Genomic DNA, 12,919 nt, shown 5'->3' with positions numbered 1-12,919 from the left:
AGGCTCGCTCCTACAGGGGGCTTTGCGCAGCTGCTTTACTGATAACAACAAGATTTGGAGGCTCAGATGTACATCACCCAAGGGTTGCACCGGCACATGCAGCAGCGCCCCGAGGCTACGGCCATTCGCTACCAGGGCCGCAGCCTGTCGTTTGCCGCGCTGGGCGAGCGGGTTGCGCGGCTGGCCGGTGCGCTGAAGAAACTCGGCCTGGCGAGCGGTGATTGTGTCGCCATGCTGTCGCGCAATTCGCAGCGCTACATCGAGTACAGCCTCGGCGTACCCTGGGCCGACGGGGTGCTCAACCCGGTCAATACCCGCTGGAGCGTCAAGGAAATCGTCTACTCACTGGACGATTCGCAATCGACGATCCTGATCGTCGATGACACCTTCAGCACCATGGGCGAGATGATTGCCCGCCAGGCGGCCACCCTTCGCCATGTCATCTATGCCGGTGACCACGAAACACCGCACGGCATGCTCTCCTACGAAACCCTGCTGGCCGAGGCCGATGCCATTGAGGACGTGCGCCGCAGCGGCGACGCCTTGCTGGGCATTTTCTACACCGGCGGCACCACGGGGTTCCCCAAGGGCGTGATGATCAGCCATGACAATCTGGCATTCGCCGCCCTGGCCAGCCTGAGCAAGGGTTTTTACGGTGACGAGGCGAAGTTCCTGCATGCGATGCCGATGTTCCACCTGGCGGACTTTTCCGGCATGTATGCCCTGTTCATCTGCGGTGGCACCCATGTGGTGATCCCGGCTTTCAGCGGTGAAGCGGCCCTGCAGTTGATCAGTCAGGAAGGTGTCACCGACGCCATGCTGGCACCGACCATGATCCAGATGATGCTCGATGCCCGCGACGCAACGCCGGCCTTGAGCGCCCTGGACCTGAGCTCGATCAAGAACATCATTTATGGCGCCTCGCCGATTTCTCCCGTGCTGCTGGACCGTGCCTGCGCCGCCTTTACCACCGCGCGGTTTTTTCAGGGTTATGGCATGACCGAGCTGACCACCGGCGGCACCATGCTGGACGCGCAGTACCACTGTGCCGAGCACCAGCTGAGCGGCAAGATGTATTCGGCCGGCCGGGCCATCAGTTGCGTGGAGCTGAAGATCGTCGACGGCGACGGCCGGGAAGTGCCGCGTGGCACCGTCGGGGAAATCGCGGTACGCGGTCCGAACGTGATGCTCGGCTACTGGAACAACCCGGCTGCTACCGCCGAAGTCCTGAAGGATGGCTGGATGCACACCGGTGACGGTGCCTACATGGATCAGGAAGGGTTTGTGTACATCGTCGACCGGCTCAAGGACATGATCGTCAGCGGCGGCGAGAACATCTATTCCGCCGAGGTGGAAAACGCCATCGCCAGCCATCCGGCCGTGGCGCAATGCGCGGTCATTGGTATTCCTTGTGAAAAATGGGGCGAGACCGTGCACGCGGTGATCGTGCTCAAGCCTGAAGCCCAGGTGAGCGAAGAGGAACTGGTGAGCCATTGCCGATCGCTGATTGCCGGCTACAAATGCCCGCGCAGTGTCGAGTTCCGCCAGGCCTTGCCGCTGTCCACGGTGGGCAAGATTCTCAAGAACGAGCTGCGCCAACCTTATTGGGCGAACCGTGGTCGCAATATCGCCTGAGCAGGTAAACAGAACATGAACACCAACGCAGTACTGACCACCACCCGTTTTGCCCCCCGCGAATCGGCAACCAGGCGGTGGTCCGCGAACAGTTGCTGGCCAAACTGCAGGCTGAGCGACACAGTCGCCTGCAATTGATCGTCGGTAGCGCGGGCTTCGGCAAAACCACCTTGATGGCGCAGTGGCGCCAGACACTGATCAAAAACGGCGCCCAGGTGGCCTGGCTGTCATTGTCGCCGGACGATGCCAGCCTGGAGTCGTTTTGCGTCAGTTTGCTGGGCGCCTTGCGCCAGGCCGGCCTGCCCCTGGACGGTGACGTGCTGCTGTTGGCCGGACCGGAAGCGGTCAGCATTCAGGCAATGGCTTCGCTGTTGATCAATACGCTGGCCCGGGCGAACGGCGAGCTGTATGTGCTGCTGGATGATTTCCAGCATGCCGCCGATGTGCGCATCGCGCAGATGATGCAGGCGCTGATCGATGGCGCACCGCATCAATTGCATGTGGTGTTGGCATCCCGTAATACGCCGCCTTTGTTGCTGGGGCGGTTGCGTGCCATGGGCGAGCTTTGTGAGGTCAATGGCGCCGGCCTGTCATTCGACTTTGCCGAGTCACTGGCTTTCCTCAAGGCGCACCTGAACCAAGGGGTGGACCTTGACGCTGCGCACGCCATTCATGACCAGACCGATGGCTGGCCCTTCGGCCTGCAATTGATGTCCATCGCCTTGAAGGCCAATCCGAAAAAGAGCGTCAAAAGCACCGCGTTGCTGCCAGACAGCGCGGCCCTGCGCGCGTACTTGTCCGAAGATGTGGTGGCGGATTTGCCGACGGAACTGTTCGACTTCCTGCAGAAAATTTCCATCCTGCGCCGCTTCAATGCCGACGTGGCCGCGCAGGTCACGGGGTCTGCGCGGGCAGGGGAGCTGATCGCCGCGGTGGAGGAGCGCAACCTGTTCATTCAGCCGGTGGATCTGCCGGGCAACCGCCAGTGGTATCGCCTGCACCCACTGTTTGTGGAATTCCTGGCCCAGCGTCTGCAAACCAGGGGCGAAGACATTGCGCAACTGCACCGGCGTGCGACGGCCTGGTTTGAACAGGCCGGGCTGATCCCCGAATCCCTTCGTCATGCGCTGCACAGCGAAGATTTTTCCGTGGTCGTGCAGTTGCTCGAACGCAAGCAACCGTCCTACCGCAGCGTGAGTCATCTGAGCCAGTTCATGCGCTGGCTTGAGCAAGTGCCCCTGCAGGAGCTGACCGGGCACCCGTCACTGATGCTGCTGGGGATCTGGGGCGCGCTGCTGACGGTCCTTACCAGCAAGGCCCGAGCCTGGATCACCGCGTTTGAAAGCGTGCCGCAAGCGCCGCAATGGGCAAACCAGTTGCAACTGCTCAAGGCCTCGCTGGCCATGCATGCCGATGACGAGACCCATTGTCTGGGCCTGCTGGAGTTGTCCGCTGGTGAGCCTGTCGGCCATCCGTTCCTGGAGCAGGTGCGCGTCGGCATGACCATCACCTGCCTCTCCCTCGTGGGTCGCTACGCCGAAGCCCGCAGCCTGTTCAACGGCCCCGGCGGACGTTGTCTGCGCAACAGTGATGACGAAATGGCACTGATGGGCATGACCGCCATGACCTCGTTGCTGCTGCTGGAAGGCAAGGTGCTGGAGGCCGAGCGCATGGGCTCGTCGATACTCGCACAGGCCGAGTCCGTGCATGGGCGTCGTTCGGTCAGTGCCTGCGCCAGCGCGGCGGTCATGGCCGAAGTCCTGTATGAGCTGGACCGGGTCGAAGAAGCCCGTGCAGTGCTGGCCAACCGCCTGGATATCCTGCGTTTCTCGGCGCCGGGCTACATGATCGGCGCCGCGCTGAGCCATGCACGCCTGCTTGCCCTGCAGGATTCGCCACACAGTGCGTTGGCATACCTGACCCAGAAGGAAGCGCATTTTCGCGACATGGGCCTGGATCGCGGCACGGCCAGGATGCTCGACGAACAGTTGAGCCTTTGCTTGAAGTGCGGTGACTGGCGACATGCCGAGACCTTGCAGGTATTGCTTGACGATCTGGCGCGAAACCATTGCGGGCCGTCGTCGTGCGATGCGGAAATCATGACCCTGGCGGCGTTGTCGAAGGCGCGCCTGGCCCTGGCCCGGCGGCAACCGGAAGCCGCCTTGCAGGCACTGCACATTGTCGAACGGCACGCCGGCGAACTGGGAAGGGGGCAATGGCGGGTCAAGGTCGAACTGCTGCGCGCGTTTGCCCTCGATGAGCTGGGGCGCAACGGCGAAGCGATGGATCATCTGCGCTCGGCCATCGCCAGCGGATATCGTCTGGGGCTGGTGCGCACCTTTTTGGATGAGGGCCAGGCCTTTCAGACGGTGCTGCTCAAACTCGACCTGGCAGAGGATGCGGCGCTGGGCGATTTCTACCGCAGGTTGTTGATCGAGGCTGCGCAAGCGTCGCCAGTCGAAGAAGACAAAACCCCACAGAAACCGCTCGAAGCCAGCGCCAGTCAGGTGGCATTGACCCGCCGCGAGCAGGACATTGTCGAGTTGCTTGAGCAATCAATGTCCAACAAGCGCATCGCACTGACCTTGAATCTCAGCCTGCAGACCGTGAAGTGGAACCTGAAGAACATCTTCTTCAAGTTCGGCGTGTCCAGCCGTTACGACGCGATCATCGTTGCCCGAAAGCGCGGTTGACGTTCTCAGGGCAGCATTCAAGTAAAACCGGAGGGTGGGGTGGGTGCGCCACCCTCTTCCCGAGGGGGACAGTGAGCGGGCCACTCTGGGTAGGCTGTTGGCAGGAAACATTCGAGGGATATTGAATGACCGCGTCAACCGAATCACCCGTCAGGAACAGTCGTCAAAACACCACAGACCACGCTCTTCGCGACGTCGGCATGCCGCATGTGCGTCGTGCAAGTCGTCCCGATCGCGATGCCCGCGCCTTTCTGCGCATCCTCAACCTGGCAACGCGTCTGCGCCCCGTCGAGCACTATTCGCTGCGCCAGTTGCGTGAGGTCTGGCGCCTGGCTTCGTTGGCACTGGGGGAACAACCCACGGTCTCGACCGTAAGCGAAGTGGTCATCGACGGCCCCGGCGGGTCGATCGAAATGCGCATTTTTCGACCCGATAACACCGAGCAGCTGCTACCGGCTTTCCTCTGGTTCCACGGTGGCGGGTTTGTGGTGGGCGGACTCGACAGCGCCGAGTCGATCTGCCGCAGCACGGCTCATAACGCCCATTGCATCAGCATTGCCGTGCGCTACCGATTGGCGCCGGAGCACGACCTGGCGGCCGGACGCGAGGATTGCCTCGCCGCTCTGCGGTGGGTGGCCGAAAACGGCGCGACGCTGGGGATCGATACCTCGCGGCTGGCCATCGGTGGCGATTCGGCCGGTGGCAACATTTGCGCGGCGGTGGCCCAGCAGGCGCTGCGCGAGGGCGGGCCGACGCTGTGCCTGCAGGTGCTGGCCTATCCGGCCACCGACCTGCTGCAGGAGTTTCCTTCCTTCGTCGAGAATGCCGAAGGCTTCATGATCACCGACAAACTGTTGGCGCAAATCAAGCAGACCGTTGCCGGTTCCTTCGAATCACTGGACCCGCAGGATCCCTGGCTGTCTCCGCGTCGCAGCAGCGATCTGCGCGGGTTGCCGCCGGCCGTGATGATCAGCGCGGGCTTCGATCCGATTCGTGACGACGGGCTGGATTACACCTCACGCCTGCGGGCAGCCGGGGTGGCGGTGGAGCTTTTGCATTACGCGGGGCAGTTCCACGGTTTCCTGAATTTCGACGCCGTTATTGGTGCCGGCGGTGATGCCCTGCAGCGTATCGGCGATGCCTTGGCCGCGGCCTTTCGCGACGAACCCGCCCCGGACAGTACGCTGGAAATCACTGACGAAACGCCCAGGCGATCCTCGCGCCTGTGCGCGGCAGCGGGGGAGTTGACGACGTCCGGGCTGATGACCTGGGTCGCGACCGAGCGCTGGGGCGGCACGTTGCTGCGCCAGGTTTCGCCGCTGTCCGCCAGCGCCGCGGGCCTGGTGCTGCAACCCTTGAGTGCACCCCTGAGGCTGCTGCGCCGCCGTTTGATCGCACGTCTTAATCGGCGCAGTGCCCAACAGTCCTATCCCAATTCGCAACTGACCGGAGAGTAATGCCGTGGGAAAGTTTGATCCGTTTCAACTGTGGGGCGAGGCGCTCAACGTGATCGAGCGCGAAATCAATTCGTTGGCGACGAAAAAGATGGAGTCGGCGGAGTTTGCCCAGGCCCTGCACCAGTTTTCCAGGGTTTCCTTAGGGGTGCAGCATGTGTTCGAACGCTCCGTGGCCAACGTCTTGAGGCGCCTGGAACTGCCGAGCCGCTCGGAAGTGGACACCCTGGCCAGCGCCGTGCAGCGCATCGAAGACAAACTCGATCAATTGCTCCCACCCCCGGCCAGCGCTGCGCTTGCACCCCGGCCGTCTCGCACTCTTCGCCCATCACCTGCGCAGAGCAAATCGGTGAAACGTGTACTCAAACCTGCGACCAAGCGCGCGCCCAAGGAGGATTGACCGATGGCATCCACTCACCCGAATCAGGATGGCGCCCAGTCCTTCACCGGTCGGTTGCGCTGCGAAGTCGACCGGATGATCAAGCGCCGTCTCAAGGGGCTCGACTACCTGGGGTCACCCGGACCCGCCATGGGAACGACCCCCAGGACCTTGTTGCACCGGCGCGGCACACTGAGCCTGTACCGGTATCACGCCACCCGACAGGAAGTGTATCGGGTGCCGTTGCTGCTGGTGATGGCGACCACCAACAAGGCCTACATCTTTGATCTGGCCGAGCGCCAGAGCCTGATCGGCTACCTGCTGGATCGTGGTTACGACATCTATGTCATGGACTGGAACGCGCCGACCCAGGCCGAGCGGCACTTGCGCATCGAAGACTACGTGCTCGATTTCATTCCCGACTGCATACGCCGGGTGCAGGCAGACAGCGGCGTTGAAGACGTCACACTGGCCGGCTACTGCATGGGCGGCGTGCTCTCGACGCTCTATGCGGCGCTGCATGTCGACGGCCCGTTGAAGAACCTGGTGTGCTTCACCACGCCCGTGGACTGGTCGCAAATGAGTTGGTCCAAAGGTGCCGCCAACCCGCGTTTCTTCCAGGTTGATCGACTCGTCGATACGGTCGGCATCATCCCCGGCGACATGATCATGAAGGCCGTCGACCTGCAACGTCCGGTGGGGCGCCTGGCCGGGCGACTGCGGCTGTGGGACAACATGTGGAACGACGCCTACGTCAGGAACCACCGGATGATGGTTGGCTGGGGCAACGATAATTTGCCGCTGGCCGGGGAATACTATCGCCAGGTCATCAAGCAGCTGATGTGGAACAACAGCCTGCACGAGGGCGGCCTGCGCATCGCCGACCAGACGATCGACCTGGCAAAGATAACGGTGCCGTTGCTGCACGTGATCGCCGAGCACGACACGCTCGTGCCGCCCGCGTGCGCCCAGCCACTGGTGGCGAAAGTGGGCTCGCTGGACAAGCAGGAAATCATGCTGCCGGGCGGGCATGTCAGCCTGATCGCCGGGCCTGCGGCGAAAAAACGCATGTGGCCAGCGCTCGATGAATGGCTGGGAACGCGCTCCCTGTAAGTCTCCTTTCCTTAATCACATAAGTCATTCAACAGAGGTGAAGTGCAATGAACCTTGGAGCGATGCTCGCTGGGCAACGGATTCTGATCACGGGCGCGTCGTCGGGGCTGGGCAATCATTTCGCCCGGCTGGCCGCCAGCTGCGGTGCCCAGGTGGTGATTGGCGCACGGCGCACGTCACGCCTGGAAAGCCTGGCCGGCGAACTGCAGGCACTGGGTGCGCAGCAGGTGACGATCGTCGAGTTGGACGTAGCCTGCGAGACTTCCGTCAAACAGGCGTTCGCGACGATTGCCGAGACGGGCAAGCCGCTGGACGTGGTGGTCAACAACGCGGGGATCGGCCATGAAGGCGCTGCACTGACCCAGCCGCTCAGCGAGTTCGACGACATCATCGCCACCAACCTGCGCGGTGTCTGGCTGGTGTCCACCGAAGCGGGACGGTCATGGAAAGCGCAGGGGCAGGGCGGGAACATCGTCAATATCGCCTCGATCCAGGGCGAACGGGTGATGCCGGGCGTCGCGGCGTACTCGGCCTCCAAGGCGGCCGTGGTGCAGTTGACCAAAAGCCTGGCGGTGGAATGGGTGCGCCATGGCATCCGCGTCAACGCCATCGCACCCGGGTACATTTGCACGGAGATGACCCAGGCGGCCTGGGAAACGCCCCAGGGCGCGGCGCTGATCAAGCGCATCCCCATGCAGCGCCTCGGCACCCCGCAGGAACTGGATGGCGCGCTGTTGCTACTGGCGACACAGGCCTCGTCGTGGATGACAGGGTCAGTGATTACCGTGGACGGCGGGCATGTGATATCCAGCCTTTAGTCACGTTGCAGTATCCGCGTCAGGCGCTCGGTACACCGAGCGCCTCGCATCACAGTACTTCGAACAAACCGGCGGCGCCCATGCCACCGCCGACGCACATCGTGACCACCACGTATTTCACTCCACGGCGCTGTCCTTCCAGCAAGGCGTGACCGACCATGCGCGCACCGCTCATGCCGTAGGGATGGCCGATGGCAATGGCGCCACCGTTGACGTTGAGCCTGGCGTTATCGATGCCCAGTTTGTCGCGGCTATAGAGCACCTGACAGGCAAAGGCTTCGTTGAGCTCCCAGAGACCGATGTCATCGACGCTCAAGCCATGCTGCTTCAGCAGTTTTGGCACCGCCAGTACCGGGCCGATACCCATTTCTTCCGGCGCCAGACCCGCCACGGCGATGCCTCGATACAGCCCCAATGGCCGCAGGTTGCGCTGCTCGGCCAGGCGCGTGTCCATCAGCACGCAGGCACTGGCGCCATCGGACAACTGGCTGGCATTGCCAGCGGTGATGCAGCCACCGTCGATCACCGGCTTGAGTTTGCTCAGGTCTTCAAGGGTCGTCTGTGGGCGGTTGCCTTCATCAAGGTTCAAGTTGACCTGCTCATGGCGGACCGCACCACTGGTCTTGTCCAGCACTTGCCGGGTGACCGTGACCGGGACGATTTCATGGCTGAACAGACCGGCCTGTTGCGCGGCGGCGGTGCGCTGCTGCGATTGCAGGCTGTAGAGGTCCTGGGCTTCGCGGCTGATGCTGTAGCGCTCGGCCACCAGTTCGGCAGTTTGCAACATGGGCATGTAGGCGAGGGGGACATTGCGCAAGACACGTTCGTCGTGCTGGCTGCCGACCCATTCCATATGGCGGTTCTGCACCAGGCTGATGTGTTCCTGGCCCGCGCCGATGGTCACCTGCATGCCGTCGACCATGATCTGTTTGGCGGCGGTGGCGATGGCCATCAGGCCCGAGGCGCACTGGCGATCCAGGGTCTGGCCGCTGACGGTCAATGGCAGACCGGCGGCCAGCGCGCTCATGCGCCCCAGGTTCCAGCCAGCCGTACCGGCGGGCATCCCGGTGCCCATCACCAGGTCTTCGATTTCAGCGGCCTCGATGCCGGCGCGTTCGACAGCGGCGCGAATCGCGAAACTGGCCATGGTCGGGGCCGTGGTGATGTTGAAGGCCCCGCGAAACGCCTTGCCGATCGGCGTGCGGGCGGTGGAAAGGATGACGGCTTCTTTCATTTTTGTTGTTCCTGTTTGATGGAAAACTCGGCCCCTTGTAGGAGCAAAGCTTGCTCGCGATGGCGGCGTGTCGGGCGACATCGATGTTGAATGTGCCGGCCTCATCGCGAGCAAGCTTTGCTCCCACAGGGATTCGGGTTGTTTGCCGATGTTGCGTACAACCGATAGACCTGTGGGAGCTTGCTCGCGAAACCGGTGTGTCAGTCACCGATATGTCGCCTGACACACCGCCATCGCGAGCAGGCTCGCTCCTACAGGGTTGCAGCTTTCAGGGTGCTGGCTTCTGCTGACTTCTGAGGAAGTCCTGCACCAGATTCGAACGGTCAAAGGTCTTGGCCGTCTGTACGGGCGGGTACTCGGCCAGGGACTTGAGGTGCGCGCCGATCAGCTCGCCCATGGGCGCCGAGATCCACGATGATTTCTGGATCATGTGGCCATAGGAATCGTTGCTGTCGTAGCTCTCGAACGGGTCGCTGCGCAGGTTGAACATCAGCGGGGCAAACAACGGCTTGATCGGCGCGTAGTAGTCCTCCTTGGTCGAGAAATGCATTTTCCAGGGGCCCATGCGCACGGCGGTCAACTTGCTCTCGATGTAGTAGAACAGGCTGCTGCGCGCACTTTCCGGCGCCTTGCCGGTCCAGTAGTCGAGGTTGTTGACGCCGTCGATGTACTGCTTTTTCTGCACCTTCATGCGCTCGACCACGTCCGGCACACCGGCGGCAGCGGCGAGGGTGGTGAACATGTCCATGTGCGCCTGAATGCCGTTCTTGATCTGCCCGGGGGCAATCACCCCGGGCCAGCGCAGCATTGACGGCACGCGCACGCCGCCCTCGTAGGTGGTCATCTTCTCGCCACGAAAGGGTGTGGTCGCACCATGGGGCCAGGAGGAGTGTTCCGGGCCGTTGTCGGTGGAATACCAGACGATGGTGTTCTTATCGAGGCCGCTCTGTTTGAGAAATTCCAGTAGCTGGCCAATGTCGTAGTCGTGCTGCATCATCCCGCCGCCTTGCTTGTCCCCCTCATGGGTGTATTTGTCGGCGGCATGTTTCCACTTGGCGTTCAGATGCGTGTACAGGTGCATGCGGCTGGTGTTGAGCCAGACGAAGAAGGGCTTGTCTTCGCCCTTGGCCTTGCGCATGAAGTCCATGGCATGGGGGATTACTTCGGCGCCATCGAAGTCTTCCATGCGCTTCATCGTCAGCGGCCCGGTGTCTTCGATGGTCTGCTTGCCGACCAGGCCGAAGCGCGGATCTACCGTCGGGTCGTCCCTGTCGGTGGCGAAGGTGTGCAGCACGCCACGGGTGGCGAATTTCTTCGCGTAGGCCTGGGGGCCGCCGGGATAATTTTTCGCGAAATTCTGGTAGTCGGCGTACTCCGGCTGTTCCTCGGTATTGAGGTGGTACAGGTTGCCGTAGAACTCGTCGAAACCATGCACCGTCGGCAGGTTGGGGTTGTTGTCACCCAAGTGGTTCTTGCCGAACTGGCCGGTGCGGTAACCGGCTTCTTTCAACACCTCGGCCAAGCTCGGCGAGGCGGCTTGCAGGCCGAGCTTGTCACCGGGCTGGCCCACCGTGGTCATCCCGGAACGAATCGGATATTGCCCGGTAATGAACGACGCGCGACCGGCGGTGCAGGACGGCTGCCCGTAGTGATCGGTGAAGCGGATGCCCTCCATGCCGATCTGGTCGATGTTCGGCGTGGTGTAGCCCATGGTGCCCATGCCATAGGCACTCACGTTCTGCCAGCCGATGTCGTCGCCCCAGATCACCAGGATGTTGGGTTTGCTGGTCTGGGCTTGTGCCAGGGGAGCGGCGAGCATGATGCAGGCCAGGAAAAGTCTGCTGAAGTTGTTCATGACACCACCTCGATGCTCTCCAGAGCCTGGCGCAATGCCGCCGGCAGCGGCACTGGCCGGCGCGTCACGCGGTCGACGTAGACATGGACGAAATGCCCCTGTGCCGACGCCTGGGTATCGTCATTGGCAAACAGCCCGACTTCGTAGCGCACACTGGAAGTGCCCACGCTGGCCACGCGCAGGCCGGCACGCACAAGGTCGGGAAAGGCGACGGACGTGAAGTAGCTGCAATGGGTATCGACCACCAGACCCACGGTGGGGCACTGCTCGAAATCGAGCAGGTTGTGCTCCAGCAGCCAGCCGTTGACCACGGTGTCGAACCAGCTGTAGTAGATGACGTTGTTGACGTGGCCGTAGACGTCGTTGTCCATCCAGCGCGTGGTGATATCGCGCAGGTAGCGATAGTCGCTGCGGTTGTGCGGTACGGGTTTGCTCATGAATTCAAGCCTCCTGCTTCATGCGGCGCACGCGGATGTCCGCCTGCTCCTTGTGGCCGGACATATGCTCGTAGCCACACAGCCGCGAGCAGTACTCACCGATCATCACGCTGGCCTCGTCGGTCAGCACACGCTGGTAGGTGTGGGTCTTGATGAACTTGCCGACCCACAGCCCACCGGTGTAGCGGCCGGCGCCCATGGTCGGCAGCGTGTGGTTGGTGCCGATGACCTTGTCGCCGTAGCTGACATTGGTGCGATGGCCCAGGAACAGGGCGCCGTAACGGGTCATGCGATCGTGGTACCAGCCAGGGTCCCGGGTCATCACCTGCACGTGCTCGGAGCACAGGCGTTCGGCCACTTGCAGGGCTTCTTCGTCGCTGTCGCACAGATAGATCTCACCGAAATCGTTCCAGGCGGCGCTTGCGACCGGTGCGGTGTCCAGGCGTGAAAGCACCCGGTCGATGGCGGCCGGCAGTGCTTCGGCGATTGTTTTGCTGGTGGTCACGCAATAGGCCGGGGAGGTCGGGCCGTGCTCGGCCTGGCCCAGCAGGTCCACGGCCACCAGTTCGGCGTCCACGGTGTCATCGCAGATCACCAGGGTTTCGGTGGGGCCGGCGAACAGGTCGATGCCGACGCGACCGAACAGCTGACGCTTGGCCTCGGCCACATAGGCGTTGCCCGGGCCGACGATCATGTCGACGCCGACAATGCTCTCGGTGCCGATCGCCATGGCGGCCACGGCCTGCACGCCACCCAGGCAGTAGATCTCGTCCGCGCCGGCCAGGTGCATGGCGGCGACGATTTCCGGGCACGGCTTGCCTTCGAACGGCGGCGCGCAGGCGATGACCCGCTTGACGCCGGCGACCTTGGCGGTCAGTACGCTCATGTGCGCACTGGCGATCAACGGGTACTTGCCACCGGGGATGTAGCAACCCACCGAGTTGACCGGGATGTTGCGATGACCCAGGACCACGCCCGGCAGGGTTTCCACCTCGACGTCGTGCATCGAGTCCTTCTGGATCTGGGCGAAGTTGCGAATCTGCGCCTGGGCGAACCTGATGTCGTCGAGCGTTTGAGCGGGCAGGCTGGCGATGCAGGCATCGATCTGCTGCTGGGTCAGGCGCATGTCTTGCGGTGCCCAGTTGTCGAACTTCTCGGAGTATTCGCGTACCGCCGCGTCACCGCGTTGCTCGATGTCGGCGAGGATACCTTCCACCGTGGCGCGCACCTGAGCCTGGTTACTGGCTTTTGCCTGGGCCGATTGACCTTTCTTGAGTTGCTGGATCACGGGGCATTTCCTT

Annotated in this window: 10 protein-coding genes; 6 read left to right on the top strand and 4 right to left on the bottom strand. The window is 62.7% G+C overall.

Annotation, left to right across the window (positions count from 1 at the left end):
• Positions 1-66: 66 nt before the first annotated feature.
• From DKY63_RS04415 to DKY63_RS04390, 6 genes are all read left to right on the top strand, one after another.
• Complete coding sequence (locus DKY63_RS04415) at positions 67-1,635, top strand: long-chain-fatty-acid--CoA ligase (RefSeq protein ID WP_110962970.1); 1,569 nt, start codon at positions 67-69, stop codon at positions 1,633-1,635.
• A 92-nt stretch (positions 1,636-1,727) separates the two neighbouring features.
• Positions 1,728-4,328 (top strand): helix-turn-helix transcriptional regulator, encoded by a 2,601-nt coding sequence (locus tag DKY63_RS04410; RefSeq protein WP_162634864.1) that lies wholly within the window; start codon positions 1,728-1,730, stop codon positions 4,326-4,328.
• Positions 4,329-4,453: 125 nt separating this feature from the next.
• Positions 4,454-5,785 carry an alpha/beta hydrolase gene (locus tag DKY63_RS04405; protein ID WP_110962968.1) on the top strand — a complete coding sequence of 444 codons (1,332 nt, stop codon included), beginning with the start codon at positions 4,454-4,456 and terminating at the stop codon, positions 5,783-5,785.
• 4 nt (positions 5,786-5,789) lie between these two features.
• On the top strand, positions 5,790-6,182 hold the full coding sequence (locus DKY63_RS04400) for a phasin family protein (protein WP_110962967.1): 393 nt from the start codon (positions 5,790-5,792) through the stop codon (positions 6,180-6,182).
• 3 nt (positions 6,183-6,185) lie between these two features.
• The gene (locus DKY63_RS04395) at positions 6,186-7,274 is read left to right on the top strand and encodes an alpha/beta fold hydrolase (RefSeq protein WP_239499375.1); all 1,089 of its coding nucleotides are present in this window, start codon (positions 6,186-6,188) and stop codon (positions 7,272-7,274) included.
• Positions 7,275-7,321: 47 nt separating this feature from the next.
• Positions 7,322-8,092: an SDR family NAD(P)-dependent oxidoreductase gene (locus tag DKY63_RS04390; RefSeq protein ID WP_110962966.1), complete on the top strand. Its 771-nt coding sequence runs from the start codon at positions 7,322-7,324 to the stop codon at positions 8,090-8,092.
• 49 nt (positions 8,093-8,141) lie between these two features.
• Here the strand turns inward: DKY63_RS04390 and DKY63_RS04385 are convergent, their stop codons facing one another.
• The 4 genes from DKY63_RS04385 to hisD all read right to left on the bottom strand — a co-directional run bounded on the left by DKY63_RS04385 (position 8,142) and on the right by hisD (position 12,906).
• Entirely contained in the window at positions 8,142-9,326 is a 1,185-nt protein-coding gene (locus DKY63_RS04385) for an acetyl-CoA C-acyltransferase (RefSeq protein ID WP_110962965.1), read from the bottom strand.
• A gap of 268 nt (positions 9,327-9,594) precedes the next feature.
• Complete coding sequence (locus tag DKY63_RS04380) at positions 9,595-11,181, bottom strand: arylsulfatase (RefSeq protein WP_204354293.1); 1,587 nt, start codon at positions 11,179-11,181, stop codon at positions 9,595-9,597.
• Positions 11,178-11,618, bottom strand: a complete 441-nt coding sequence (locus tag DKY63_RS04375) for an acyl-CoA thioesterase (protein ID WP_110962964.1) — start codon at positions 11,616-11,618, stop codon at positions 11,178-11,180. The genes DKY63_RS04380 and DKY63_RS04375 overlap by 4 nt, the downstream gene beginning before the upstream one ends.
• Before the next feature lie 4 nt (positions 11,619-11,622).
• Positions 11,623-12,906: a histidinol dehydrogenase gene (gene hisD / locus DKY63_RS04370; protein WP_110962963.1), complete on the bottom strand. Its 1,284-nt coding sequence runs from the start codon at positions 12,904-12,906 to the stop codon at positions 11,623-11,625.
• Positions 12,907-12,919 lie beyond the last annotated feature (13 nt).

The sequence above is a fragment of the Pseudomonas putida genome (assembly GCF_003228315.1).
Lineage (GTDB): Bacteria > Pseudomonadota > Gammaproteobacteria > Pseudomonadales > Pseudomonadaceae > Aquipseudomonas > Aquipseudomonas putida_S.
This window is presented reverse-complemented; position numbering and strand designations above follow the sequence as displayed.

Coding starts and splice junctions, on each gene's coding strand:
- DKY63_RS04415 (WP_110962970.1), top strand. CDS start 67: ATGTACATCACCCAAGGGTTGCACCGGCACATGCAGCAGCGCCCCGAG.
- DKY63_RS04405 (WP_110962968.1), top strand. CDS start 4,454: ATGACCGCGTCAACCGAATCACCCGTCAGGAACAGTCGTCAAAACACC.
- DKY63_RS04395 (WP_239499375.1), top strand. CDS start 6,186: ATGGCATCCACTCACCCGAATCAGGATGGCGCCCAGTCCTTCACCGGT.
- DKY63_RS04390 (WP_110962966.1), top strand. CDS start 7,322: ATGAACCTTGGAGCGATGCTCGCTGGGCAACGGATTCTGATCACGGGC.
- DKY63_RS04385 (WP_110962965.1), bottom strand. CDS start 9,326: ATGAAAGAAGCCGTCATCCTTTCCACCGCCCGCACGCCGATCGGCAAG.
- DKY63_RS04380 (WP_204354293.1), bottom strand. CDS start 11,181: ATGAACAACTTCAGCAGACTTTTCCTGGCCTGCATCATGCTCGCCGCT.
- DKY63_RS04375 (WP_110962964.1), bottom strand. CDS start 11,618: ATGAGCAAACCCGTACCGCACAACCGCAGCGACTATCGCTACCTGCGC.